Origin of the sequence: Methanosarcina sp. MSH10X1 (assembly GCF_004099695.1) — an archaeon.
Classification (GTDB): Archaea; Halobacteriota; Methanosarcinia; order Methanosarcinales; family Methanosarcinaceae; genus Methanosarcina.
Genome location: NZ_SCHL01000016.1, coordinates 40,867 through 66,448, shown reverse-complemented (window position 1 = coordinate 66,448; position 25,582 = coordinate 40,867). Strand labels below are relative to the sequence as shown.

Here is a 25,582-nt window from a genome sequence, read left to right as displayed (position 1 = left end):
TCAGGCATTCACCCTTGATACAAGCTCTTCTGCGGCTTTTCTGGCTTCTTCCATTACTTTCTGCTCGTCAAAAGCCAGCACCCTGTAATCGTTCATCAGGATTTTTCCGTCTACAATAGTTGTCCTTACATCGCTGCCTCTTGCAGAGTACACCAGGTGGGAATGAACATCAAAGCAGGGAGTAAGATGCGGTTTCTTCATATCCACAACAATCAGGTCCGCTTTCTTTCCAACTTTCAACATGCCGGTTTCCGTGCCAAGGGCTTTTGCCCCGTTCACCGTACCCATCTCAAGTACCTGCCGCGCAGGAAGGGCAGTCGGGCTGAAAGTATTGACTTTATGCAGGAGGGCAGCCATTTTCATCTCCTCGAAAAGGTCAAGATTATTGTTTGAGGCGCAGCCGTCCGTACCAAGGCTGACATTTACTCCTTTTTCGAGCATTTTATGCACAGGCGCAATCCCTGAAGCCAGTTTCATATTACTTATGGCATTGTGGGAAACGTTCACACCTCTTTTTCCCAGAATTTCTATATCCCCGTCCGAAAGCCAGACACAATGGGCAGCAAGCACATCAGGCCCGAAAAACCCTATATCTTCCAGAAGGTGTACGGAACATTTCCCGTACCTTTCTTTCATGGCAAGGAGTTCGGCTTCCGTTTCAAGGATATGGATATGGATGCCTGCTCCGTCCCTGCTGGCTTCCTCCCTCACCTTTGCAAGAAATTCCTCGGAGCAGGTATTAGGGGCATGGGGCCCATACATCGCCTTTATCCTGCCGTCTGCCGCTCCCTGCCAGGCACGGACAAAGCGCTTTCCTTCCTTAAGGTCGGCTTCTCCTTTTTCTTCGTTCCAGAGCTCTATTAACCCGTGACAGAGCGAAGCCCGAAGCCCTGACACCTCGACAGCTTTTGCGGTTTCATCCATATAGAAATACATATCTGCAAAAGAAGTCGTTCCCGATCTGATCATCTCCAGACAGGCAAGCAGGCTGCCTTTATAGACGTCTTCTGCAGTCAGCTCTGCTTCGGCGGGCCAGATATGCCCTTCAAGCCAGTCTGCAAGCTGCAGATCGTCGGCATAGCCCCGGAAAAGAGTCATCGCGGCGTGAGTGTGCGTATTTACAAGCCCGGGCATTACTACCGAATGTTTTGCATCAATTACGGTCTCGGCACTTTCGTCGGTCTTTTCCCCGATTTCCGTAATCTTCCCGTCTTCAATGACAACGATTCCATTTTTGAGGTCCCCCTTCTCAGGGTCCATTGTTAAAACGTAAGCATTTTTTATAATTATATCAGCCATTTGATCAGATCCGTCAGGTGATGAAGGGAATTTTTGATTTAATTGAAGTTATAGAAGTATTCTTTGAATCCGGAATTAAGAGGTTACTGGAAGGTACCTGGAATTAAGAGGTACCTGGAAGGTACCTGGAATTAAGAAGTAACTGGAATAAGAGGTTATCCTAAAAAAAGTTGTCCTGAGAATTATACAAAATTCTGTGAAAAAAGAAATCATAAATTCCTGGGAAAGCAGGATTTTTGCAGCTTCGATTCGCTGTTAATCAATTCCGGTCTCAAAGTTAAGCGCTTCAAGGTAAAGGCGCATAATTTTGAGCCTTTCTTCGGCAAGCTTTTTCGCGGTATCGGTATTCAGCTTTTCAGGGATTGTGAAAGGTTTATACTGCATATATTCGTTAAAGCCTTCAATGGGGTCTTCTATATACACGGTTCTTTTAGAACTCCCTTTATCGATCCCAGTTGCATGTTTCAGCATTCTGAGAGCGCCCATCGAAAGCACAGCCCTGAAGATTCCTACTGCTCCCAGGGCGTCAAGCCGGTCGGCGTCCTGCAAAATCCGGGCTTCGAGGGCTTCCGGGCTTTCCCCTGCACTGAAGCGATGTGCCCTGATGCAGCCCGTAACAGCTTCAATAAGCTCTTTTCCCATCCCGGCTTTCGAAAGGAATTCGGAGGCTATCTCCGCGCTGTATACTGCATGGTCCCCGCCTTCTTCATGTTCCTTAATCACGCCGACATCGTGAAGAAGAGCTGAAAGCTGAAGGACGAAGGGATCTCCCCCTTCTACTTTCTGAATCTCAAGGCAAAGAGCTTCTACCCGGTTTATATGGGACATATCATGGGAACTTGGCTCTCCTTCAAGGAAAGAAGCCACAAATTCCCTCGTTTTTTCTATAAGGTCCATGTTCAGTATTCCGCCTCTGCAGCCATGGCTCTAAGGTGTTCCTGAATTTCAGAAATCGCTTCGGAGAGAGCTCTTTTATTATCATAGGTTGTGATTAATTTCACAAGTTCCTCTTTCTTCTCCTTTTTCAGCTCTACTCCGAGCTTGATCATGTTATCGAGCGCCCGGGTAAGGTTGTCAACTATTGAGATTGTAGCTGTCTTTGAAGTCCGTGAGAGTGGATTGAGGTCAATGGTTATAACTGTCTTTCCCATTTCCACGAGCTTTTCACACCGGTCTCCGTCTTCCAGCGGAACGAGCACAACGTCTGCGGAATAAATCCCCCGGCTTTCCACCAGCCGCCTGTCGTGAGAGAGTTCAAGGGCAGCATCCGGATTTTTCCCGAGTACCTCGTAAGCTCCGTTGGCTTTGAGCTGTTCTATTATAAGGTGCACCCGCGTCTCAGTCCTGTGAAAGAGATTCACTTCAAGCTTCGCCCCTGTAACATCTGCAAGGGCAACAACTTTATCAGGAGAGAGGGCTGCGACATTGCCGTTTACGGAAATTACAGGGTTGTTTGCCAGAATCAGGGCAGCAACTGCCGCCCTTTCAGCGTACAGGGCTGACTTGGTGCTTCGTTCGCCTAGAAGGTAATCAAAGCTTTCGCCTCTTCCCTGGGCAATCAGCCCCTGAATGCTTGTAATTCCCATTTTTACCCCGGCTGCAACCTTTTCGCGGGCTAGCAGGGACTCATACCTCGGATGGTCTTTGGGTATTTCGGTCATAACGGTCGCTTACCTTTTTTAGTTTAGTTTCTCATACCTTTTTTATTCACTACTTCAAATCAGCAACCTGATTTCTTCAGATTACGAATTGCCTGATCAATTTGAGGCACTCGGATGAAGAGTCAGACAGGCGATCAGACCTGGATGAGGAGTCAAACAGGCAATCCGATGCGCATGCAAATACTCACTCAAATACACGCAGTAAAGACTCTAATATATCCTCTGAACTGTATGTCACCTGTTTGATCCAAGTTTTCTATTTCGATCCTATTTAAGCTGTAGGGGAATCAGTTATGTAGCAGATTTTTTCAAATATATTTTTCCGGGAAGATCTTCCCGCAGAGATTTATATTCTCCTGATAGGCATTAAAAAGTCTGTTTTTTACCTGAACTTATTCATTCATTAACTTCGGCACACAGGTGCTTATACCGTATTCCAGTACCTGCCCGAATTCCTGAAGAGCTTCGTAGAGAGGGAACTCCTGGGAGTATGGGGCAATTGCAAAAACAGTATCACCAAGCATTGCCTGGGAAGCAAACCCACCACTTGCGTTTGCGGCTTCGATCACGTCTTTCGCTCTGCTGCTCATAAGATCGGTTTTACTGGCAAATGCCTTTGCCTGTTGCATGAAATTCTCAAGTGTGGGTTTTTTGAGCAGCTCGGACATGGCTGTTTTTCCTGCACTGTTTATTCTTCCGGCTGCAGCTTCGTCCCCAAGCACTGAATTGGTGGAGATTTCGCCAAGCACAATACAGAAAACCCTGGCTTCGGGAGCCGGAATCCTGTCCACAAGCCCGTATTCGGGCCCACCCGGCCGGAGCCTGATTACAACTCCCCCGCTGGACTGGGCAGCAATATCCCCAAGCCCGCTGCGGTTAACAACTTCGGCTACGTGGGCATATTCGGTCAGGTTTTTTACGGTCTGGTTCAGGGAGAGTGCCCTGTTCAGGGCATAAGCTGTCCCGAGAGCTCCTGCACCCGAAGCTCCGAATCCGCAACCGGTAGGGATTTCTGCCCAGCTCTTAATCCTTACAGGCACCCCGGTCATTGCCTCTGCAACTGTACGGCTGGTTCTGCCTTCAACCCTTTTCCCGTTAAGGAAGACCGCGGATTCTTCTACAGACTCGCCGACCTTTACTTCGGTGGTAACGCCACCGTTCAGTACGATTCCGCAGCCTGTAGAACCCTTGCGATGAGGATTTTCATGCTCGTGGATCTGGAAAAAGCCTGTAATGTGTCCCGGAGCATAGGCTTTTGCCAGAAAGTCTGCTCCCTCACTCTCATATGTATACATAGAAAACGCCTTTTTTACAATTTCAATCATTTTTTCAAAGTTCGTTCCTGTTTTGCAAAATGCTTTGCAGAATACTTCCGGACTTCTGTGAAACACCCTGGAATACTCTGCAGTATATTTGATATTTTCAGCAGAGCATTTACTTCACGAGAGTTTTTATTTTAACAGTTCGGCTACCTCTTCGAGAATAGAGGTTGCAAGTTTGCGCTTGTTCCCGCTTACGTGTTTGGGGTCGCCTTTTACCCGCCCAAGCAGGTACAGTTCGTTTTCTTCGGTGCCCATACCGCCTTTTGCGACATCGTTTGCTGCAATAAGGTCAAGCTTTGAGGCTTTAAGGGTTGAAACTGCCCTTTTCAGAAGTTCCTGCCTTTCAACCCCGGTTTCAGCTTTGAAGCCTACGATTACAAGGTCAGGATGTTTCTCACGACATTCCTTTATCAGTTTGCGGGTCGGTTTCAGACTCAAGGTAAATTCTCCTCCCGATTTTATTTTTTCGGGAGAGGGCTCGGCTGTATAGTCTGCAATTGCTGCCGAACTGATAAGGACATCATACCCCTTCTCAAGTTCCGAGAGTACAGTTTCGGTCATGTCGGCAGCGCTCTCTGCAAAAATCTCACTGATTCCCGCAAACCCGAGCCTGTCCCGGTGTACCAGGGTTACGTCAGCCCCATTGCGGTAAGCTTCAAGGGCAAGTTCCCTGCCGGTTTTGCCCGAAGCCCGGTTCGTCAGGATTCGGATAGGGTCCAGCCTTTCGGCAGTTGAGCCGCTCGTGATAATTACCTTCCGGTTTTCAAGGGCTTTGCTTCCGAGAACTCTCTCGACTTCGAGCACGATTTCTTCATTTGCTGCAATTTTTGCAATGCCTTCTTCCAGCCTGGGACCCACAACCCGGATTCCCCAGCTTTTCAGTTTTACCAGGTTCTCAACTACAGCCGGATGCCTGAACATCGATTCGTGCATTGCAGGGACAATCATTACAGGCACGCCAGAACCAAGGGCAGTTGTTGCAAATGACGTCACAGGAGTATCGTCTATTCCATATGCGATCTTCCCTACGGTGTTTGCTGTTGCAGGGGCTATAAGGAGAAGATCTGCCCTGCCCTTAAGCCCGCAGAATTCCACATGCTCGACCCTGCCTCCTAGTTCGGTAATTGCAGGGTTTCCCGTAGCATAGTGCAGGGCATCAGGGTGCAAAATATGCGTGGCAGCCTCTGTCATGACAGCGTGGACTTCAGCTCCGTTTCTAATCAGCTCTCTTGCAAGTTCCACGGTTCTTACCGCCCCAATGCTGCCTGTAATGCCGAGAACTATGGTTTTTCCGGCAAGAGAAGAACTTTTCTGTCCCTGGATCCAGAGCGTGGGATGGAAATTTTCGGTTTTGCACCTGGGGGCTTTTTGCCTGTCCTGTTTGTCCGTTTCGTTTACTCGATCCGGTTCCTTCTTACCGGGATTCTCCTTATTCGGACCTTTCTGGTCCGTCAGGTTCTGAGCGTCTTTTAATGGGGTTTTCATTCAGGCACCGGAGTGATCTATAAAGTTTATAAACTGGGCAATGATTTCTTAAATCGATTTGCTTTTCAGAAAACGTTCCTGAAGCAAAGTGACATTCAATACGATATTCTTAAAACTTTCGAAATACAAAGGATTAAAATTGATAGAGAAGCTTTATAGGAAGACTTTATTTTATTAATAAATCTGAAATATAATCAAAAAATAAAGCTAAACCTTTAAGAGTTAAAATATCAACTATAAAATTATTGACTCTTATTGAAGCCGGAGCATGGTCGGGAAGGAATAGATGAATAATAAAACAGTAAAGAAAGAAGCCCCTGAAGTTACGAAAAAGGGACTGGGTACGCTTATAGGAAAAATTTCGGGAAAAGGGCAGCTCGAACTTGAGATCGACCGGCTCAACTCGCAGGTCGTTAACCTGGAACTCGACCTGCGGACTGCAAAAAGCCAGCTTGAAAAGAAAGAAGCTCTTGCGAGGCAGGCAGTTGCGGACAGGCAGGAAGCCGAAGCCCTTTTAAACCAGGAACGTATTCGAACCCGGACTCTCTCCCACGAGCTCGAAACAGTCAGGACTGAATCCGAGGGCAAACTGAAGTTCCGCGGGATTGAAACCCTGAGTCCGCAAGCGGTTCTGGCTTACCTTTCAAAACTCAAATCCTTTTACTCTCCTTCAGGCGACCTGCTGACCGTTTATCTGCCCCCGGATACCCGTCTCTCAGATGTACTGAGTGAAAAGCTTCTTGAGCGCGTAGAAGAAGAAACCCGTACGCTTCTTGACAGGCTTGATTCCGAAACAGGCGCTGTACTGTTCTATGACCTTCACCGCATAGTCTGCGAAGCTATAGCTCTTCCTGTTCCCATAACTTCTCCAGCCTGGCAGCTCGGGAATAGTTTTGAGGTTGCTTTGCTTGAAGAAATTTTGAGTAAGGACTACCGAATGCTTGTCTGTGTCCTGCATGCAGGCGAATCTTTCATTGGCTTTACTCCCGATGCGCGGGTCTTCGATACCGAGGAGCTTATCCGCAGCAGCGTAAAGGAGAAACACAGCAAAGGAGGCTTTAGCCAGCGGCGCTTCGAGCGCCTGAGGGAAGAGGATATCGCGCATCACATGGACAAAGTTATTGAGGCTCTGGATAGGGTTCTTGAAGAAAACAGGTCAATTGACTTTGTCATTCTGAGCGGGGATTTTCAGCTAATTGGGGAAATCCGGAAACGTCTGCCCCTTAACCTTGAAATAATTGAAAAGCCGTCCGATATCAGGGTTGAAAAGACAGACGGTGAAGAAATTCTCAGGGCGGTTTTAAGCTCAAGACGGTATTTGCTGTAAAGCATGAGAATCTTTACTCGAAGTTCCGAAAAAGCGTCAGAGAAGAACTTTCAACTTTATAACCGCGAATTTACAGCAAATTCGGGAGACTGCCTATTGTTTAGAAATAAGAATCCAAGAACCATAAAGGTAGCAAAAGTATAATAAGCTGTCAAACAGTAAGAATTACTTAGATATGTATGAGTGAAACATGGTTTGTATTTCCTAATGTCGGTGGAGTCAACTCTAAAAATTGTAGAGGAGGATTGCTTAATCGATGGGAAAAAGCAAAACGATATAAATTTAATTTTGTAGAGTTACCTGCTCATTTTGTCAGAAAAACCGAGACTGAATTTTTAGGATTAAGTGCTGGTGAATTTCTAACTAAAGAAGCTATAAGTAAATTGTATTTGAAAGATGATGAACGTCCAAGAGACATTAGATACATTTTTCACACGGAACCTGCTTTAGCCCCTAAATGCTATTTAAAATGGTACAGTGAACCATGGGTAAATCGGTTTATAGAGATGAATATAGATATTGCCAAGTATATTGGATTACCTCCTTCCGTGATAGAAATCCATCCAGGAAAAAAGCCTAATACGAACCAATATATTGCTGAATCTGCTATTAAATTGTTTAATAATTTTAAAGACGAATTCGAAGTAAAGCCAACTATTCTCATTGAAAACAGAACCGGACATGTGATCTCTAAAGGTATACAGATGAAAGAATTCTGGGAGTATTTAATTACAAATTATCCTTCATATCAGAAGTATATAGGCTTTGTTGTAGACTTTAGGACTATGTGCACACCGGTATCCAAAGATTATTCTAATAATGTAAATAGTCATTTTATCAATAACATTGAAATGATACCTGACGAATCTATAAAAGGATGCCATATCCATAATTTACACATGAAAGCTCCAACAATTAGAGATGATGTTCCCTGGCTATCGGTTTTTAATAAAATAATTAACGTTAAAAATGATTTGATATTGAACCCAGAACTCTTTAGCCTTGGATAGCAGTAGAAACTAAAAGATTTTGTATTGATATGATTAATGAAGCGAAGACTAATTTTAACTGAACCGGATATATTTCTACTGATTTACTTTTAGCTTTTTGAAACTGGCTTATATAGGTTTTCTATAAAGCCCGAAAATAATATAATCGGACTTAAGCAGTTGAACTGAGAAATAAGTATATTAATTTTCCAATTATCCAAAAATGGGGTTTGACTACAACGTCTGTTATGTATGATTTTTTACACCAGGTGCGTAAGTCCTCTATATTTTATAAAAAAGCTTAAATATAATAAGGAGGCAGGCTTGTTACAATTAAATACGATTCTAGAGTTTTGAATGATAAAATGCAAATGATGAAAAACGACAATAAAATAAATTTCAAAAAATTGACCTCCGAATCTGTGGAGCTTGGAATACTCCTTGCAATAGTAGGGGGATTTCTTGATGCTTATACATTCGTAGGAAGAGGCGGGGTTTTTGCCAATGCCCAGACAGGAAATGTCGTGCTCATGGGTATAGAAGCTGCAGCAGGAGAATGGGAAAAGGCAGTACTTTACGCAGTACCTGTTCTGGCATTTGTCGTCGGAGTAGTAGTTGCCGAGATAATTAAAAAACCTTCGATGAACCTGTTAATACCGGATACCGAAAGAGCAGTTTTAATTCTTGAAATTGCAGTCCTTTTTATCGTAGGTTTTATACCTTATACAGGTCCTGATATGATGGTAACTGTTGCAATCTCATTTGTAGCAGCTATCCAGTTTTCTGTATTTCGCAAACTTGTCGGTTCTCCGTATAACACAATTGCGATCACCGGAAATCTACGATCGGCTACCCAGGAAGCTTATATTGCTGTCACAAGAAAAGACTATAAATCGGCTTTTCAAGCAGTCCGGTTTTCCATGATTAACCTTTCGTTTTTAGCAGGAGCTATTCTGGGAGGATTGCTTACTTCGTTTATTGGAGTTAAAGCAGTATGGATAGCCGTGATCATACTGATATCTTCCGTAATTTTATTCAGTACAGACGAAGGCAAGCATACAAATGCTCATATTGAAGTATAAGATTCAGTATTGGTAAAAGAAGAATAGCAAATATTGACAACAGATCCGGAAATCATTGACAATAGATCCGGAGATAATTGACAATAGATCCATGAGTTCATAATAAAAACATTTTTGCGCAATCTATATCAGCTTTCAGTGCAGGAAAAGTAACAATGGCAAGAGACAGAAGAGACTACTATTATCGTCAGGCAAAAGAGGAAGGCTACCGATCCAGGGCTTCCTTCAAGCTTAAACAGATTAATGAAAAATATAAAATTATCAACCGGGGAGATTCGGTTGTCGATCTGGGAGCAGCTCCGGGCGGATGGCTCCAGGTTGCAAAGGAACTGTCCGGGGGAAAGGTCCTTGGCGTGGATTTGCAGAGAATTGACCCAATCGAGGGAGTCGAGACCATTCAGGGCGATATAAACGCCGAATCCACAATTAAAAAGATTATTCAGATCGTAGGGGCAAAAGGAGCCGATGTGGTAATCTGTGACGCAGCCCCTAATCTGTCAGGAAACTGGTCTTACGACCATGCAAGGTCAATCGAGCTTGCAACCTCAGCCCTGGAATGTGCGAAAAAAATTCTCAAGCCCAAAGGGAACTTTGTTGTCAAGGTCTTCCAGGGAGATATGTTTGGCGACTACATGCAGACGGTCAGGGACAACTTTGTCCGGACTACAGCCTATTCTCCTCAAGCTTCACGGTCACAGAGCGCGGAAATCTATGTTATCGGAAAGAAGTTCCTTACAGCCCCGCTCCGTAAAGGCAACGAATTCGTTGTGGATATCGAGAAGCTGGGCTCAAGCGGGGACGGCGCCGTGCTCATCGAAGGGTTCGTTGTCTTCGTAAAGGAAGTTGAGATGGGAGAAAAAGTCCGGATTAAAATCACGGACGTCAAGCCGAACTTTGCTTTTGCCGAGGTCGCAGAAAGGCTCGGGAAAACTGAGAAATCTGAATAACTTCTTAAAAGTCCAGTCAATTATAGTGCTGTGCCGAATACAGTAAGATGTAACATACTGCATACAGTAACATACTGCATACAGTAACATACTGCATACAGTAACATACAGAATACAGTAACATACAGAATACAGTAACATACTGCATACAGTAACATACAGAATAATACAGTAACATACAGAATACAGTCACATACAGAATACAGTAACATACAATACTATAATTAAATATAATATTGTAATTAAAAACTGAAATGCAGAAAAGTAAACACAGTAAAGGTTAAGATGTCTTCCAAACACGGTGATCCGGTTGATTGATCTTCATACTCACACGATTTTCAGTGACGGGGAACTGATCCCCAGCGAGCTTGTCAGGCGGGCGGTCATTCACGGCTATGAGGCTATTGCACTTACCGACCACGCCGATTATACCAATCTCGAACAGCTTATAGAAGCTGCAAAGAAAGCAAAATACCTCGAAAGCGAGTGGGATATCCGCGTTTTGTCCGGTGTTGAGCTGACGCATGTGCCCCCCCGGAAGATCGCTCCCCTTGCAGAGAAAGCAAAAGAACTGGGTGCAGAAATCGTGGTCGTGCATGGGGAAACTATCGCCGAGCCGGTTGCCCCCGGAACAAATGCAGCGGCAGCCGCATGTGAATACGTGGATATTCTCGCCCACCCTGGCTTAATCTCCGAGGAAGATGTCGAAACTGCGGAAGAAAACGGCGTTTGTCTTGAAATTACAGCAAGAAACGGGCACAACCGGACAAACGGCCATGTAGCCAGGCTTGCTCTTCAAACCGGTGCAACCCTTCTGGTGAATACTGATACCCATGCCCCTGAAAACCTTATTACGGATGAAACTGCCCTGAAAATCGCAATGGGAGCCGGGCTTACCGAGGCAGGGGCAAGAGAAGCACTTAAAGCATCAGCAAGGAAGATCGCAGAGATTGTTTAATTACAGTATCTTCAAAAGCAAAATACCTGAGGGCAGGTTTATAATGATGCAATTATCTGCCCCGGCGTTTTAATTTCCGGCAATTATTCTTTAATTGACTGTATTTTTTCCAGATGCGGAGCTGCCGCACTCTTCCCAAATACGTAGCTGAAAGGTATGGCTATCAGGTCCCTGCAAGATCGGTAAGAAAGATCGCAGCAGAGAGATATCCGTGAGCCGGAAGCTGCCCTTTATATTCTGGGCTTATCTACCAGTTCATTTTTGCAATTCAGCCTTGAGATTACCAGTTATACATTTTTTCAAGTAAATGGGCTCAGAAAAAGCTGGAAAAGACCAGAAGGCTTTCTCAAAAATTACATTTTTCCTCTTTTCACCCAAAGGTTAGATATATTTTATTTGGAAAATTATATATCTGCTTAGTCTTTGTCTAATTTAACAAATAATTCGCTGAGCAAATACAGGTTTGGATTGCTTTGACTTTATTAATATGATTCAGATATGATCAAGGATCTGAAAATATCCGAATTATAAACTGTACGTTAATTTTGGAAAATAAAACTACTTGGGGGTAGATAAATGATAAATAAGGGGAAGCTATGTTCAACAGCTTTAGCTTCAGCATTCCTGGTTTTCATTTTTTTAATTTTAATCTCAGCCGCAGCTTCAGCGGCTCAGGTTATGAAAGTTGGCACAGGATACGATCCTGCTGTTTATGATAACAAGGTAGTGTGGACAAATGGAGTTGTCATTCATCTATACAACCTGACCGACGGGACAGACACTAAGGTTAGCTCTGCCGGATCATCCAGTCCGGATATTTACGACAACAAATTAGTTTGGCATGATGAAAGCAGCGGGACACCAAGGCTTGTTGTGTACGATATTCCAACAGCCACAAAAAGTTACATTACGCAGAATGTAGACCAGTATAGCAAACCTGCTATTCACGGCGACAGAATCGTCTGGAGTGCAAACGATAGCGTGTACCTGATGAACATATCTACATCCACACAAGCTGAAATCGGAAACGGTAGTAATCCCGACATATATGATACAAAAGTGGTGTATTACTCATATTCAGAGGATCCGCAAGCAGACATTACTATCAGGATGTATGATATCAATACTCAGGAAAAAGCAACTGTCAGTTCATATGGAGATCCAAACATACCTCGCATATGGGGTACTAAAGTCATCTGGGCTGACCTGTACAATCAGCAGGGATATATTGCGATGTACGATGCATCAACAAATGAAACCATAGACGTTACACGTCAACTTGACACTGATCCGGATGGAAATGAATACGGCGCCAGTACAGGGACACACATTGCCATACAAAATGATAAAATTGTATACAATAAATGTGTTGATGATTATGAAGGCACACCTGGAGTATATGTATATAACATAACTACGGGGCAAAACACACTGGTATATGGCTATCCTGAAGACGTCTATACAACACCAGAAGTGTACAATAACACTATTGTATGGGGAATGGACAGGAACTATGTTGATAGTGAAGACAGCAATGATATCTACTTATACAACTTTTCAGAACAACCTGGAAATCTCACAATGAGGTGAGTGGTGGACATCCACCACACAATTTTTCTGAAAAACATCTGAATTTCTGGATTCGGCGGGGATAAAAAGAATATTTGAGTATTCTTTAATTTTCAGATCTATCTGGATTAACCTTTAGACATATGTGGATTAACCTTTAGACATATCTGGATCGACCTTTAGACATATGTGGATTGACCTTTAGACATATGTGGATTGACCTTTAGACATATGTGGATTGACCTTTAGACATATTCGGATTTCTTTTTAATTCTCTTCACTTTCTCCATTGATCGTAGCCATAATCTCCTTGAAACTTGCCAGGGAGGCTTCCATATTCTCAATAATTTCGTTTGCGAGAATATCAGGGTCCGGTAGATTGTCAAGGTCAGCCAGGCTTTTGTCCTTGAGCCAGAAAATGTCCAGATTCGTTTTATCCCTTGCCACAATTTCGTCATAGCTGAATTTCCGGAACCTGCCCTCGGGAGATTCTTCACTCCAGGTCTCTTTCCGGTTATGGCGGTTTTCGGGGTTGTAGCATTTGATGAAGTCTTCCAGGTCGGAGTATTTCATCGGGTTTTTCTTCAACGTATGATGCACATTTGTGCGGTAATCGTAGATCCACACTTCTTTTGTACAGGGTTCTTTGGCTGCCGGTCTGGCTTCAAAGAAAAGCACGTTTGCCTTTACGCCATTCGCATAGAAAATCCCTGTCGGTAACCGGAGGATTGTGTGCAGGTCTGTGGTTTCGAGCAGCTTTTTGCGGATGGTCTCTCCTGCTCCGCCTTCAAACAGTACATTGTCCGGCAGTACCACTGCTGCCTGCCCGCCGGTTTTGAGAATGGTATGGATGTGCTGCAAAAAGTTTAGCTGCTTGTTGCTAGTGGTTGTCCAGAAGTCCTGGCGGTTGTAAGTGAGATCCTCTTTTTCCTGCTCGCCTTCTTCGTTGGTGAAGGTCATGCTGCTCTTTTTTCCAAAGGGCGGGTTGGTCAGGATGTAATCGTAACGATAACCCGGATCGGCAATGAGAGCATCGGAATTTGAGATCATGGGCTCCCCGTCGATTTCCCCGATATTGTGCAGGAACATGTTCATCAAAGCAAGCCGCCGGGTTCCTGCAACGATTTCATTCCCTCCGAAGGTTTTATTTTTCAGGAAGCGGCTCTGTTCCCTGTCCAGCCGGTAATGCGAGGTAAGGAAATCATAAGCTGCCAGAAAGAACCCGCCTGTACCGCAGCAGGGATCGCCGATTGTTTTCAAAGGCTCAGGCTGGAGGCACTGAACCATGACCCGGATGAGCGGCCTGGGGGTGAAATACTGCCCGGCTCCGCTTTTCGTATCCTCGGCATTCTTCTGCAGGAGCCCTTCGTAGATTTCCCCTTTCGTATCCACGCCCATCATGACCCAGCTTTCCTTGTCAATCATGTCAATAATCTTATACAGCATGGCAGGATCGCTGACCTTGTTCTGGGCTTTAAGGAAAATCTGCCCGAGCATCCCCGGCTTTTTTCCCAGCTCTTCCAGCAGTTCCTTATAATGAGTATCGAGTTCAGCCCCACGCTGCTGTTTCAAATTATCCCAGGAATATTCCTCCGGGATGCCGATATTCCTGTTATACGGCGGTTTCCTGTATTCTTCAGCCATTTTCAGGAATATGAGATAAGTCAACTGTTCCAGATAATCTCCATAGCTCACTCCCCCGTCCCTCAGGACGTTGCAGAAGCTCCAGACTTTGGAAACGATGGATGAGGTATTCTCAGACATGTTTTTGAATCCCCGGGTTGGAATAATATTTGATTAAAACTTGATTATTAACGTTTATTTATCAACTTGCTCGGTAACTTGCTCGGTGGCTTGCTCGGTGACCTGCGCGGTAACTTGCGCGGTAACTTGCGCGGTGACCTGCGCGGTATCTTGTTCAAAAGCTTCAAGGGTATATTGTTGAGTAAGTTCTCTGTCGTCCAGAATAACGCTTTTCAGCTTTTCGGTTGGCTGCTTTCCCTTTTTAACCTTTCCTTCCTTTACAGCCTTTATTTCCTCCAGCAAAACCTCAGCCGGCTCCCAATCCTCTGCGTTTCAAACATCTAACAGTCTTTTTAAAGCTCTTCTGTCAAAATCAATCCTTTATTTTGTTCAAAAAAAGAAATTAGCGCTTCAAAGTTAAAATTGGCAGAATTCTGTATTTCTGGCCTTATTGTATAATTTTTTTCTAATTGGCGTTTAACACTGTATGTAATAATATTATCCTGAAATTCAACCAGAAGTTGTAATGGTTTAGACTTTGAATCTTGCTTAGTGTCATAAATCGACAACGAGAATTTTTCGACCCCTGGGTGCGGTCTACCTTGAAAATCGATATACTTGTGTTTGACTTTTCCCTTTAGTTGCAATCTGTTGATTATCTCATTTCTGAATTGCTTTACAAAATCATCAATTACTTTGTGTTCGTAAGGAGCAAGGAATTGCTGAAACATAAGAAATTCCGAAAACAAGTCAAATTTTTCTTCATTCCCTGTACGATGTTTACTAATAAGTTTTTTAAATGTTTGTTCATCAAGTTTATTCCCGTGCCGAAGATATTTTAGCATCTCCTTACGTAGATCATTAATAGGACCTTTTTTTGATTTAAACTCGTATTCTAATATAGCCAAGTGCTCTTTATCTACACTATTGAGTCTATCAATTAGAGCATTTCTATCATTGTAATATCTAGCTGTCTCTTTAGATAAATCGCACATTGACTGTATACCTTTTTTGATCTCATCTTCTCTCATAAAAATCATCTCTGTTTTAGATTCACCAAAATTATTATTTTTTCGCTCTTTCCGCTTTTATCCTTTCTAATAAAACCTCAGCCGGTTCCCAATCTTCTGCCCCTCGAACCTCTGCCAGTTCCCTTTCATTAAGCAACTTCCCCTCAAACGCTTTTTTCAGAATACTCTGCCTTAGCGCTTCGGCTTTTTCCAGATTCTCTTTAATATCCTGCTCTATCTTATCGCAGACTGAAAGGCGGGTTTCGATTTCCTGAACGATGGCGTATTGCTCTTCGATTAAACAGATCGGAAACTCAAGTGGATCAATATTCTTTTTATTAATCTGAGGAACATTTGAACCATCGTAGATTTTTGCTAAGTCCAGTTTTAAAATCCAGTAAAACAAATATTTACTATCAACTTTATCGTTTGGCAAAACTCCCATAATATTGAGGTCAAAAGCTGAGGGTTTTGACAAAATCCTTTTTTTATTTGTTAGAATAGCTCCTCCTCTTTTAGGAAAGATTACTGTTCCTTCTGGCCATAATTTAATATTTAAGTTATCCAGCTCATTCTCAGTAAGCATTATATTAGAATACTTCATTTCAACCTCATTTCCTTCCAGATTCATATCGCTTACTTTATAAAACTGGATTGTGCCAGAATTAGAAACTGTATCCAATCCCTTAGGTGTGTTACCGCTAACAATTTCGACTATCTTGCCCAATTGAACAAAAGTGATTGAGTTTTGAATCTGCGTTAACTCCCCTTCAAAAGCTTTCTTCAGCACCGCCTGACGATAAACTTTGAGCTGTTCCTGTGCCAGTTTGAGATTGGAAATGCCATTATCAAGTTCGCTGAAGAGTAGCTCGATTTTAGAAACAATAGCGCGTTGTTCGGGAAGAGGAGGAAGGGGAAAAAACAAAGGCTCAATGTCCTTATTGTTTATTTGTGGGACATTTGAACCATCATAAAGTTTTCGAAGGTCTAGTTTTGAAAACCAATACCATAAAAAACCATTTAAGATGTGCTTGCTGACTTCTTTTACTCCCATTATATTCAAGTCGTAGGAAGCATTACAGCTTAATCTTCTCTTTTTATTGGTAAGGATTGCTCCTCCCCTCTTTGGAAAAATGATTGTACCCTTTTGTTCTTCCTTAACTTTAAAGAGTACTTTTTCATCATTTGTTAAATATAAATTTGAAGTTTTCATCCATGTTTCATTACCTTCTGAATTCATGTCAGAAACTTTATAAAATGGGAATTGACCTTTGTTTTCAGCTTCTTTTAAAGATTTAGGAGTATTTCCACTATTTATATATGCAATTTCTCCCAGTTTAGTCCGTCTCCAGCTATCCGGCAGCTTGGGCAATTCGGCTATTTCGGCTTCAGTAAAGGATTTACTCGTTTTCATCTTAATCAGTCAAAGCCTCTTAATTTGTTAATATGTCGTTCAAAGCTGGAGTATTTTCTCCGAACTCTTCGTTATCTATTTCGAACTACTTTTAAGATGTCTGTTGATTTAATAATTGTCTACTTATGTCTTTCAGAGATATAATCAAAATTTGAACCATGTGTATCATATACGTCTATAACAGGTAAAAACGAAATAAAAATGTCCCAAGATATAGCAAAATAGTACTCATTTTGAGATTTTCACTCAATAACTTAATGGGCACAGGTGCAGAAATAAATTCTAGTACTTCAAAAAAGATAAACCGCTTCAGTACTGCCTGTGTCTCTTATCCTGACTGCCTGTTTCCTCTCAATCAAAAATCACTTCCCTCAGAAAAAGTAACCGATGGAAAGGAGTCTTCTATTAATGATCCGGTTATACCTCCTTGCTTTCCAGTTCTTTAATTTCCTCTTCTACTCTGGAACACTCATCTTTGAGTTCTAAAAGCTTACTCTGAAGTTCTTCCTTTTTTAGCTTGCCTTTGTCCCGATTTTCCCAGAAAATGGTCCCCAATTCCGATTGAGTTTCTTCATCTATATTTACCACCATGTAAAATATGGGCAACTCCGGATATATAGACGCTGAAATTATCCATTTATTTTTATAATGTAATTTTAATAAACCAGCCTGCCCAGGGTTTTCTCCGCAGTTTTCTACAAATTTTCACCCGACTTTCCACCTGACTTTTTTTCCAACTTCCATTCAATCAATTTTTTCTTCCATTTTTACGCCGCCAGTGCCTCATTTAATTCACTGATAACCGTATTCATCTCGTCTCCGAAAAGCTGGTACATTCTGCCGCGCCCGCCAGGGGTATCAAAGGGGTTGTAGTCAAGGTCGTCGATTTCCAGATGGAAGCTGGTTGCAACATAATCTCTTATCATACGGAGCCAGTTCATCTGGTCTTCATTAAATTTCAGGGTTCCGGCTTGCTTCTTAAATACCCAGTCCTGGAAGTTCCGGTTTATGGTCTGGTCAAAAGAGGTCAGTACAGGATCGATTCCGGTTACCCTGCGGATCAGGGAAACCAGGGCTGTGAGTTCGTTTCTCGGGGAGTTGCCGTTCACCTTTTCAAGCTGCTCGTAAGCCTGCCAGACTCTAAGGGGGGCAAAATGGGGCTTTTCCAGCTTCAGTTTGTCCAGCACTTCTTTTATCATCGTAAAGGTAACTTCCCTGCGCCGGTAGGGCTGGTTGTAGAATATTTTAAGGGCTGTGATCTCGTCTTTATTAGCTTCCAGATATGCTTTAAAGCCGTTGACCAGCTCATCCGCCCGTACAACTGCATCTTTGTCCCATTCGGCTCTGTTAAGGGTATCAAGGTTCACGGTATCAATTATTTGTTCATGGACTTTGCGGACGTTTTCGATATAATTGTTCAGCTCGCCGGAGAAAGTGGACCTTGCAATATCAATGAGAGTCTCCTGTGCCTTTTTCCTTGCATCGGTTTCTGAAATTTCCGGTTGGCGTTGTTTAATCTCATCAGCCTTGAGATCAATCATATCAGGATTATGTGCATTGAGCAGATCCTTTACAGTTTGACTGATAGTTTTCCCATTCGCTTTTTCAGCAAAAGTAGCCCTTTCGTCTTCACTTATCTGCCTATCCAGCCTTGCAAGCCGGGAAGCCAGTGAAACGTAAAGGTCTTCATCCTTAGCTCCAATGGTAACTGCTGCCAGCAGGTCTTTCAGCGGAGTGCTCCGTTTGCGTTCCAGAGGCCGGCTGTCGGTTTTCATGGTCTTTGTAACACCGATAGCATCCACAATTACAAAATGAGTTTTGGCTGAAATAGCCGAAGGTGTCACTTTGTGCAGGTCATCGAAGCCCAGGGTTCGTGTACCCCTGCCTTTCATTTGCTCAAAATAATTCAGGCTTTTAACATCCCTCATGAACAGCAGGCATTCCAGCGGCTTAACATCTGTGCCCGTGGCGATCATATCCACTGTAACTGCTATTCTGGGATCGTATTCATTTCGAAAAGCTGACAAAATCGATTTGGGGTCTTCCTCGGCTTTGTAGGTTACTTTTTTGCAAAAGGCATTGCCTTCTCCAAACTCTTCCCGCACAATATTGATAATATCATCGGCATGGCTGTCATTTTTAGCAAAAATCAGGGTCTTAGGGACTTCTTTTCTGCCAGGGAAAATCTCAGGTAGCTTTTCATTGAATGTCCGTATCACACGCCGTATCTGGCTGGGATTGACCACTTCCTCGTCCAGCTTTTTAGCCGTATAGGTTAAGTCTTCATCCAGTTGTTCCCAGCGTTTTCTGCGGGTAAGTTTCTCCCGTCTGTCTACAAACTCCTTAGCAGGTATCTTTGCCCCGCTTTTGCTAATCTCAGTCTCGATTGTGTATACGTCATAGCCAACATTCACGCCGTCTGCAACAGCTTCTTCATGGCTGTACTCGCTCACCACATTCTCATTGAAAAAGCCGAATGTGCGTTTATCCGGCGTGGCGGTCAGGCCTATTAAAAAGGCATCAAAGTAATCCAGAACCTGCTGCCATAAATTGTATATGGAACGGTGGCATTCGTCTATAACCACAAAATCAAACTCTTCAATAGGAACTTTCTCATTATAAACAACAGGAAGAGGCTCCTTTGGCTGCCAGCCTCTCTCAGCAGGATTGGTTTCTTCCAGTTTTTCATCCAGCTCTTCACCCTTCAAAATAGAATACAGACGCTGGATTGTTGAAATACAGACCTGGCTGTCCGATGAGATATAACTGGAGCGCAGGCGCTGCACATTGTAAAGTTCGGTAAACTTACGGTTATCGTCATTGGGCACGTAAGCCATGAATTCCTGTTCTGCCTGCTCGCCAAGGTTTTTAGTATCGACCAGAAACAGGATCTTTCTGGCATCCGCAAATTTTAGTAACCTGTAGATGAAGGTTATGGCAGTGTAGGTTTTTCCGGAGCCTGTTGCCATCTGGATCAGAGCCCTTGAGCGGTTGTCCTTAAAAGAGCTTTCAAGATTCGAAATCGCTCTGATCTGACAATCCCGTAGTCGGTCTGTTCTCAACTCAGGTATATCCAGTAACCTTTCCCTCAAAGGCTTCTTTTTAAGATATTCCTCAAACGTTTCAGGTCTGTGAAAGGAAAAAACAGGCCTTGATCTTGGTTTCGGATCACGCATATCCGTAAACCGTGTGAGTTTTCCTGTGCTCTCATACACAAAAGGAAGCGGGTCATTGTTCAGGTACTTTAGCTTGCTTGTAGCATATCCGGATGACTGTTCCTCGACAACGGTTAACCGGTGACCTTCTTCATCCCTCTTTGCTTCAATAACCCCGACCGGATTCTTATCAACGAACAATACATAATCAGCCGGTCCCACGTCAGTAAAATACTCTCTAACAGCAATGCCTCTGGAAGCAGTCCAGTCTATTTTGCTCTTCTCCTGAACTATCCAGCCCGAATTATTCAATTTGCTATCAATACAATTTCTGGCTTTCTGTTCCGGAGTCTGGCTATTATTCATGTTTCATTACCCATTAAGGTTAATTTTCAGGACGAAAATAGTTATTGAGAAACTTAACATAGAAATTTTTCGATTTTCTCCTCAAACCAGGATTCAGGAGCTCGTAAAATTGGTCATAACTAACCTGTATGCCCTTAATTTCTTTTTACTCACCTTCTTAATATATATACTGACGGTAATACAGGTTCCAGGCATACTGCTCCAAAATCCGGATATATTCTAAATGAGTTCGGATAACAGCTCAGGGCTGGTTTATTTTTCAATAAAACAAATTAATCAAATATATTGAAATTAATATAGCTCTTATTATCTATAATAAAACTCGAAAATATTTATTTTATCCGGGGATATTGGGGGAAATAAATGAAAGTTAAACTTTTTTTGATTTCGTTAGCTTTTGCGTTTTTGACTTTGATTCCGACTATAGCGTCAGCCGGACAGGAAGTCCGGATCACATCCGATGGCGAATGGGGTTTTAATCCTGCAATTTATGATAATAAAGTTATATGGCTGGATGGAAACTTTAATGGCAATATTCACATGCGGGAACTGTCTACAGGTAAAGAGACACAAATCACCGGAAATCATTCGTGTTCATGGCCCGCAATCTATAGTGACAGAATTGTGTGGATAGATGGGCGTAATGGAAGCGATGAAGTCTATACGTACAATGTTTCCACCGGTACCGAGACTCGTACTGGAGCTTCCGATTCAACAAATGAAGGATGGAAGCAAGACCTTACTACTTATGAGGACAAAATAATCTGGCAGACCTGGCATGGAGACTGGGGAGATATATACGTTTACGATCTCTCGACTGCCAGTGAAACTCGGATTAATACCAGTAACTCATCCCAGGGGAACCCTTCAATCTACGGTGACAGCATGGTATGGACCAATGTAAGTAATGGGAGCTCGTATATTTTCATGTATAACCTGTCCACGTCTGCCGTAACTCAAATTACCCCCACCGAATCCGCCTACTGTCCTGATATCTATGGTGACAGGATAGTATATCTGAAAGGCAACAACCTGTACCTGTATAATGTTTCTGCTTCGATTGAGACTCAAATCAGTTACAATGAATCACTCAAAGCCAGTCCTGATATCTACGGGGACAGGATAGTCTGGCAGGACTACCGTAATGGGAACTGCGATATCTATATGTATGATCTCTCCACTGGCCAGGAAGTCCGGATCACCGCAGATAAATCCGATCAATTAAACCCTGCAATTTATGGCGATAGAATCGTCTGGCAGGATTCCCGCAATACTGATCTGAATAACTACTATCGCGAGATTTATATGTACGATCTTTCGGATAAGCCCATAGTGCCCTTCGCTTCTTTTACTATCAATGTAACATCCGGTTCTGGAAATGTACCACTAACGGTACTATTCACGGATACCAGCAATGGTGGAGCGCCATCGTCCTGGTACTGGGATTTCGGAGATGGCATTAATTCAAAGCACTCTCACACAGCTACACATACGTTCACAAAGGTAGGGATATATAATGTCAGTTTAACAGTAGCAAATGATGCAGGCAGCAGTATGGTAAAAAAAATAAACTGTATTGCTGTCACCCCTCCGCAGGCACCAGTTGCAGATTTCTTTTCTCCGCAGGTGAATCAGGCGAATGTTCATGGAATTCCAACAAACAAAACTCTGTCGTTTTTTGACAATAGCACGGGTTCACCTGCGTCATGGCTTTGGGATTTTGGGGATGGTGGTACTTCAACAGTTCAGAATCCAGCACATATATACAGTGCTATGGGTGGATACACTGTTACTTTAACCGTAGCTAATTCTGCCGGTAGCAATACAACAAGCAAATATGGTTATGTGTTAGCCGGAATCGGTGATGAATCCGCAGGTCCTGCATACTTTTCAGCCGATATAACGAATGGCAGTGCACCGCTAACAGTAACTTTCCTCGATGATAAGGATGCTGAGCTTCCAAACTACCCTATATGGCGCGATTGGGATTTTGGTGATGGTACTTTAGTAAGTTATGGAGTGGACAATAACGAATCTGCAAGTCCGTATGCAACACACGTATATGAAAAGCCGGGAAAATATACTGTAACTTTATACCTGGACAACCGCGGCGGTAAATCTATTATTACAAAATACAACTATATCACTGTCACAGTTCCTGAATCCCGGTCTATGGATTTCTCTGCTAATGTAACAGCTGGTACAGCGCCTTTAAAGGTTCTGTTCACTGATACCAGCACTGGCGAAACTCCGATTTCCTGGCTCTGGGATTTCGGTGATGGAACCAGCTCAAAGCATGCTATGAATGCCACGCATACATTTACGAAGCCAGGCACGTATAATATCATGCTAACAGTGACAAATAAAACAGATAGTATTTCGGCGGGCAAGTCGAATTATATTACTGTCACGCCTTAAAAATGATAAATTTATTTTTTTATTTTTTAGTTATTTCCTGGCTTTTGATCTTTGTTAATAATATCTCATACCTCCAGCAGAAGGCCAGTAAATGCCCTGATTTTATTTAACAGTCACAGTTTAAATAAAAGCTAATAAGTAGCAAAGATTAGAAGATATTTTACATGTAGAATAATATAAGATGTGCTTATTATTACTTGTTTGATATTTTCCAATTAATTCAAAAATTATTATAAACTCACACGAATATTATATTATTTATTCAATTTATATTAATATCTCGGAGTTTGAAAATATACGAATTACATAAAATCATACAGATTATATAAAATCATACAGATTATATAAAATCGCACAGATTATATGAACTGTATCTTACTTTTGGAAAATATCAATTATCTGGGGGTAAGTAAGTGAAAGATAAGGGGAAATTATATTCCGTAGCTTTGACCTTAACAGTTTTCCTTTTTCTGTTTTCAATTTTAATCTCAACCGCAGCGTCAGCGGTACAGGTTACTAAAATCGGTAATGGGACTGATCCTGCTGTTTATGGTGATAAAGTAGTATGGACAGACAATGGTATTATTCGCGTTCATAATCTGACCACCGGAACAGACGCTACAGTTAATTCTTCTGCAGCGTCCTATCCAGCTATTTATGAGGATAAGTTAGTCTGGCGTGATGAGAGCAGTGGAACACCAGGGCTTGCTGTCTATGACATCTCAACAGCTGCAAAAACTTACATTGAACAGAATGTAGACCAGTCCAGCAGACCTGCCATTTATGGCAACAAAATCGTGTGGAGTGCGGAATACAACGAAACGAGCTACAATTATAACGTGTACATGCGCGATATATCCACTTCAACACAGACTAAAATTGCGGAAGGTAATAGTCCTGACATATACGAGAACATGATAACCTATGGTTACGACGATGACGACGGGCGAAACATTGCTGTTTATGATATTAATACTAAAGAAACCATAAAAATACATCATGCCGATCAGGTATTTAATCCGCATATTTACGGTAATAAAGTGATATGGTCAGACTTCTATAACAGAGCTGGATTTATCCAGATGTATGATCTCGTTACTAAAAAGACTATAGATGTTACCAGTGACCATACAGGTAATACTTTATACTTACCTGATTATGCTGATGCTGGAGCCGATACTGGCACTCACCCCAGTATACATGGCGATAAAATTGTATATTCTAAATCCGCTGATGACCAGTTCGGTTATGCGGGTGTGTATGTATATAATATTTCTACAGGGCAAAGCACGCTTTTATATAATTATCCAAAAGGAACTCACACAACACCAGAGGTGTATGATAACATAGTTGTTTGGGGCTTCGACACCATCTTCGGTCCAGTTACCGGCGATACAGACATTTATTTATGCGACCTTACAGCAGAATTCGAAATCCCGGCAGCAAACTTTTCTGCAAACGTAACTTCCGGAACTGCACCTTTAGTTGTGTTATTTACTGCCAGTGGCATTGACGGCATATCAAATTCCTGGCTCTGGGATTTTGGGAACGGGATTAACTCGAAACATGCCATGAATGCCACACACACCTATACGAAGCCCGGCATATACAATGTTACCCTAACAGTGACCAGTGAGGCTGGCAATAGCTCTGTGATCAGGCAGGGTTATATCACGGTTACGGATTCGGTTATTGTGGGTCCCGGGATTCCGATTGCAAATTTCAAAAGCAATGTTACCAGGGGGTATGCTCCTCTGGCGGTACAGTTCAGTGATGCTTCCCTGAATGCAGATTCAAGGGTGTGGGATTTCAATAACGACGGAGTGACTGACTCCAGTGACCTGAACCCCATTCATGTATATACTGAACCGGGAAAATATTACGCTAATCTGACAATATATAATCCCAGGGGGTCATCCTTAAAGATTGCTACAATAGACGTACTGGAGAGCAATTCGAGCAGCGATAGCAGTTCAAACAGCGACAGCAGTTCAAACAGCGACAGCAGTTCAAGCAGTGGTGGACGCAACAAGAAAAGTGGAAGCGGGGGTGGAGGGGGTTCTCCGGAGCCTGCAAAAAATGTTGAGGTAAAGGAACTTTCCCAGGCTTACGTTGCAGGTGGAAAACCTGTAAAGTTTGATTTCGGAAAGAATGCAACCTGCGTTATGTATGTGAGCTTTGATGCAAAGAAGACTCTGGGCAAGACTACAACCATTGCCGAACAGCTCAAAGAAAAATCCGCCCTGGTTTCCGGATTACCCTCCGGAGAGGTTTACAAATCCTTTAATACCTGGATTGGGAGCGGAGGAGTTGCAACCTCAAAGAACATAGAAAACCAGTCTGTTTGTTTCAAGGTCGAAAAAGCCTGGATAGGAGATAAAAAGATCGATCCGGCTTCTATCACCCTTAACGGATACAGAGAGAAAAAGTGGAAGCAACTGGCAGTAGAACCGTCAGGAGAAGATGACAGATTCCTCTATTTCACAGCAAAAACCCCGGAATTCTCCTCTTTTGCAATAACAGGCATGGTAAAGAGCGCCTCTGGCGAAACTATAAAAGAAAATCAGTTCGAGACAGACAATGAAATGAATACTAAAATCTCTACAATGAATAAAGAACTGGAAACCGAAGAGAAAGAGATTTCAAGTACTCCGGGCTTTGAAGTAGTTTTCGGCATCGTTGGTCTGCTTGGAGTATTCCTGTATAAAAGAGAGTAAAATGGAAAATAAAATGGAAAATAAAAATGGAAAATGAAAAGGCAAAATTCAAAGTCCGATATTGAAAACCAGCAGATGAAAGGGTTAACCTCTCATTTTCCTTATTTTATTTCTCTTTTT

Annotated in this window: 19 protein-coding genes; 8 read left to right on the top strand and 11 right to left on the bottom strand. The window is 42.8% G+C overall.

Annotated features, from left to right (window positions below):
• The 5 genes from EQO05_RS11825 to coaBC all read right to left on the bottom strand — a co-directional run bounded on the left by EQO05_RS11825 (position 1) and on the right by coaBC (position 5,767).
• Entirely contained in the window at positions 1 to 1,299 is a 1,299-nt protein-coding gene (locus EQO05_RS11825) for an amidohydrolase family protein (RefSeq protein WP_128506771.1), read from the bottom strand.
• Positions 1,300 to 1,554: 255 nt separating this feature from the next.
• Positions 1,555 to 2,196, bottom strand: coding sequence for an HD domain-containing protein (locus tag EQO05_RS11820; protein ID WP_128506769.1), 642 nt, complete (start codon positions 2,194 to 2,196; stop codon positions 1,555 to 1,557).
• A 2-nt stretch (positions 2,197 to 2,198) separates the two neighbouring features.
• Positions 2,199 to 2,960, bottom strand: coding sequence for a 4-phosphopantoate--beta-alanine ligase (locus tag EQO05_RS11815; RefSeq protein WP_128506767.1), 762 nt, complete (start codon positions 2,958 to 2,960; stop codon positions 2,199 to 2,201).
• Between the two features lie 392 nt (positions 2,961 to 3,352).
• On the bottom strand, positions 3,353 to 4,285 hold the full coding sequence (locus EQO05_RS11810; protein ID WP_128506765.1) for a pantoate kinase: 933 nt from the start codon (positions 4,283 to 4,285) through the stop codon (positions 3,353 to 3,355).
• A gap of 126 nt (positions 4,286 to 4,411) precedes the next feature.
• The gene (coaBC, locus tag EQO05_RS11805) at positions 4,412 to 5,767 is read right to left on the bottom strand and encodes a bifunctional phosphopantothenoylcysteine decarboxylase/phosphopantothenate--cysteine ligase CoaBC (protein WP_128506763.1); all 1,356 of its coding nucleotides are present in this window, start codon (positions 5,765 to 5,767) and stop codon (positions 4,412 to 4,414) included.
• 286 nt (positions 5,768 to 6,053) lie between these two features.
• Between coaBC and EQO05_RS11800 the strand changes: the two genes are divergently transcribed.
• The 6 genes from EQO05_RS11800 to EQO05_RS11775 all read left to right on the top strand — a co-directional run bounded on the left by EQO05_RS11800 (position 6,054) and on the right by EQO05_RS11775 (position 12,660).
• The gene (locus tag EQO05_RS11800) at positions 6,054 to 7,094 is read left to right on the top strand and encodes a Vms1/Ankzf1 family peptidyl-tRNA hydrolase (protein WP_240664619.1); all 1,041 of its coding nucleotides are present in this window, start codon (positions 6,054 to 6,056) and stop codon (positions 7,092 to 7,094) included.
• 179 nt (positions 7,095 to 7,273) lie between these two features.
• Positions 7,274 to 8,104: a hypothetical protein gene (locus tag EQO05_RS11795; RefSeq protein WP_128506762.1), complete on the top strand. Its 831-nt coding sequence runs from the start codon at positions 7,274 to 7,276 to the stop codon at positions 8,102 to 8,104.
• Positions 8,105 to 8,448: 344 nt separating this feature from the next.
• Positions 8,449 to 9,165, top strand: coding sequence for a YoaK family protein (locus tag EQO05_RS11790; RefSeq protein WP_128506760.1), 717 nt, complete (start codon positions 8,449 to 8,451; stop codon positions 9,163 to 9,165).
• Positions 9,166 to 9,320: 155 nt separating this feature from the next.
• On the top strand, positions 9,321 to 10,112 hold the full coding sequence (locus EQO05_RS11785; RefSeq protein ID WP_128506758.1) for a 23S rRNA (uridine(2552)-2'-O)-methyltransferase: 792 nt from the start codon (positions 9,321 to 9,323) through the stop codon (positions 10,110 to 10,112).
• Positions 10,113 to 10,422: 310 nt separating this feature from the next.
• A complete protein-coding gene (locus EQO05_RS11780; protein ID WP_128506756.1) occupies positions 10,423 to 11,070 on the top strand; it encodes a histidinol phosphate phosphatase domain-containing protein in 648 nt (215 codons plus the stop codon).
• Between the two features lie 576 nt (positions 11,071 to 11,646).
• Complete coding sequence (locus tag EQO05_RS11775; RefSeq protein WP_128506754.1) at positions 11,647 to 12,660, top strand: hypothetical protein; 1,014 nt, start codon at positions 11,647 to 11,649, stop codon at positions 12,658 to 12,660.
• 246 nt (positions 12,661 to 12,906) lie between these two features.
• On the opposite strand, the gene EQO05_RS11770 is transcribed toward EQO05_RS11775, so the two are convergent.
• The 6 genes from EQO05_RS11770 to EQO05_RS11750 all read right to left on the bottom strand — a co-directional run bounded on the left by EQO05_RS11770 (position 12,907) and on the right by EQO05_RS11750 (position 20,327).
• On the bottom strand, positions 12,907 to 14,403 hold the full coding sequence (locus EQO05_RS11770) for a class I SAM-dependent DNA methyltransferase (protein WP_128506752.1): 1,497 nt from the start codon (positions 14,401 to 14,403) through the stop codon (positions 12,907 to 12,909).
• A gap of 54 nt (positions 14,404 to 14,457) precedes the next feature.
• Positions 14,458 to 14,685, bottom strand: coding sequence for a hypothetical protein (locus EQO05_RS11765; protein WP_128506750.1), 228 nt, complete (start codon positions 14,683 to 14,685; stop codon positions 14,458 to 14,460).
• A 50-nt stretch (positions 14,686 to 14,735) separates the two neighbouring features.
• On the bottom strand, positions 14,736 to 15,413 hold the full coding sequence (locus EQO05_RS11760) for a hypothetical protein (RefSeq protein WP_128506749.1): 678 nt from the start codon (positions 15,411 to 15,413) through the stop codon (positions 14,736 to 14,738).
• 34 nt (positions 15,414 to 15,447) lie between these two features.
• Positions 15,448 to 16,806, bottom strand: coding sequence for a restriction endonuclease subunit S (locus EQO05_RS11755; protein WP_128506747.1), 1,359 nt, complete (start codon positions 16,804 to 16,806; stop codon positions 15,448 to 15,450).
• A gap of 417 nt (positions 16,807 to 17,223) precedes the next feature.
• Positions 17,224 to 17,397, bottom strand: coding sequence for a hypothetical protein (locus EQO05_RS15585; RefSeq protein ID WP_164888540.1), 174 nt, complete (start codon positions 17,395 to 17,397; stop codon positions 17,224 to 17,226).
• 176 nt (positions 17,398 to 17,573) lie between these two features.
• A complete protein-coding gene (locus EQO05_RS11750) occupies positions 17,574 to 20,327 on the bottom strand; it encodes a DEAD/DEAH box helicase family protein (RefSeq protein WP_128506745.1) in 2,754 nt (917 codons plus the stop codon).
• A 363-nt stretch (positions 20,328 to 20,690) separates the two neighbouring features.
• Between EQO05_RS11750 and EQO05_RS16180 the strand changes: the two genes are divergently transcribed.
• Entirely contained in the window at positions 20,691 to 22,745 is a 2,055-nt protein-coding gene (locus tag EQO05_RS16180) for a PKD domain-containing protein (protein WP_128506743.1), read from the top strand.
• Positions 22,746 to 23,158: 413 nt separating this feature from the next.
• Positions 23,159 to 25,462: a PGF-pre-PGF domain-containing protein gene (locus EQO05_RS11740; protein WP_128506741.1), complete on the top strand. Its 2,304-nt coding sequence runs from the start codon at positions 23,159 to 23,161 to the stop codon at positions 25,460 to 25,462.
• The last annotated feature ends 120 nt before the right edge of the window (positions 25,463 to 25,582 follow it).

Bases quoted from the DNA above. Each gene is read 5' to 3' on its own strand.
- EQO05_RS11750 (WP_128506745.1), bottom strand. From the start codon at position 20,327: ATGAATAATAGCCAGACTCCGGAACAGAAAGCCAGAAATTGTATTGAT.
- EQO05_RS11755 (WP_128506747.1), bottom strand. From the start codon at position 16,806: ATGAAAACGAGTAAATCCTTTACTGAAGCCGAAATAGCCGAATTGCCC.
- EQO05_RS11815 (WP_128506767.1), bottom strand. From the start codon at position 2,960: ATGACCGAAATACCCAAAGACCATCCGAGGTATGAGTCCCTGCTAGCC.
- coaBC (WP_128506763.1), bottom strand. From the start codon at position 5,767: ATGAAAACCCCATTAAAAGACGCTCAGAACCTGACGGACCAGAAAGGT.
- EQO05_RS11775 (WP_128506754.1), top strand. From the start codon at position 11,647: ATGATAAATAAGGGGAAGCTATGTTCAACAGCTTTAGCTTCAGCATTC.
- EQO05_RS11770 (WP_128506752.1), bottom strand. From the start codon at position 14,403: ATGTCTGAGAATACCTCATCCATCGTTTCCAAAGTCTGGAGCTTCTGC.
- EQO05_RS11825 (WP_128506771.1), bottom strand. From the start codon at position 1,299: ATGGCTGATATAATTATAAAAAATGCTTACGTTTTAACAATGGACCCT.
- EQO05_RS11760 (WP_128506749.1), bottom strand. From the start codon at position 15,413: ATGAGAGAAGATGAGATCAAAAAAGGTATACAGTCAATGTGCGATTTA.
- EQO05_RS16180 (WP_128506743.1), top strand. From the start codon at position 20,691: ATGAAAGTTAAACTTTTTTTGATTTCGTTAGCTTTTGCGTTTTTGACT.
- EQO05_RS11820 (WP_128506769.1), bottom strand. From the start codon at position 2,196: ATGGACCTTATAGAAAAAACGAGGGAATTTGTGGCTTCTTTCCTTGAA.
- EQO05_RS11810 (WP_128506765.1), bottom strand. From the start codon at position 4,285: ATGATTGAAATTGTAAAAAAGGCGTTTTCTATGTATACATATGAGAGT.
- EQO05_RS15585 (WP_164888540.1), bottom strand. From the start codon at position 17,397: ATGGTGGTAAATATAGATGAAGAAACTCAATCGGAATTGGGGACCATT.
- EQO05_RS11795 (WP_128506762.1), top strand. From the start codon at position 7,274: ATGAGTGAAACATGGTTTGTATTTCCTAATGTCGGTGGAGTCAACTCT.
- EQO05_RS11785 (WP_128506758.1), top strand. From the start codon at position 9,321: ATGGCAAGAGACAGAAGAGACTACTATTATCGTCAGGCAAAAGAGGAA.
- EQO05_RS11800 (WP_240664619.1), top strand. From the start codon at position 6,054: ATGAATAATAAAACAGTAAAGAAAGAAGCCCCTGAAGTTACGAAAAAG.
- EQO05_RS11790 (WP_128506760.1), top strand. From the start codon at position 8,449: ATGCAAATGATGAAAAACGACAATAAAATAAATTTCAAAAAATTGACC.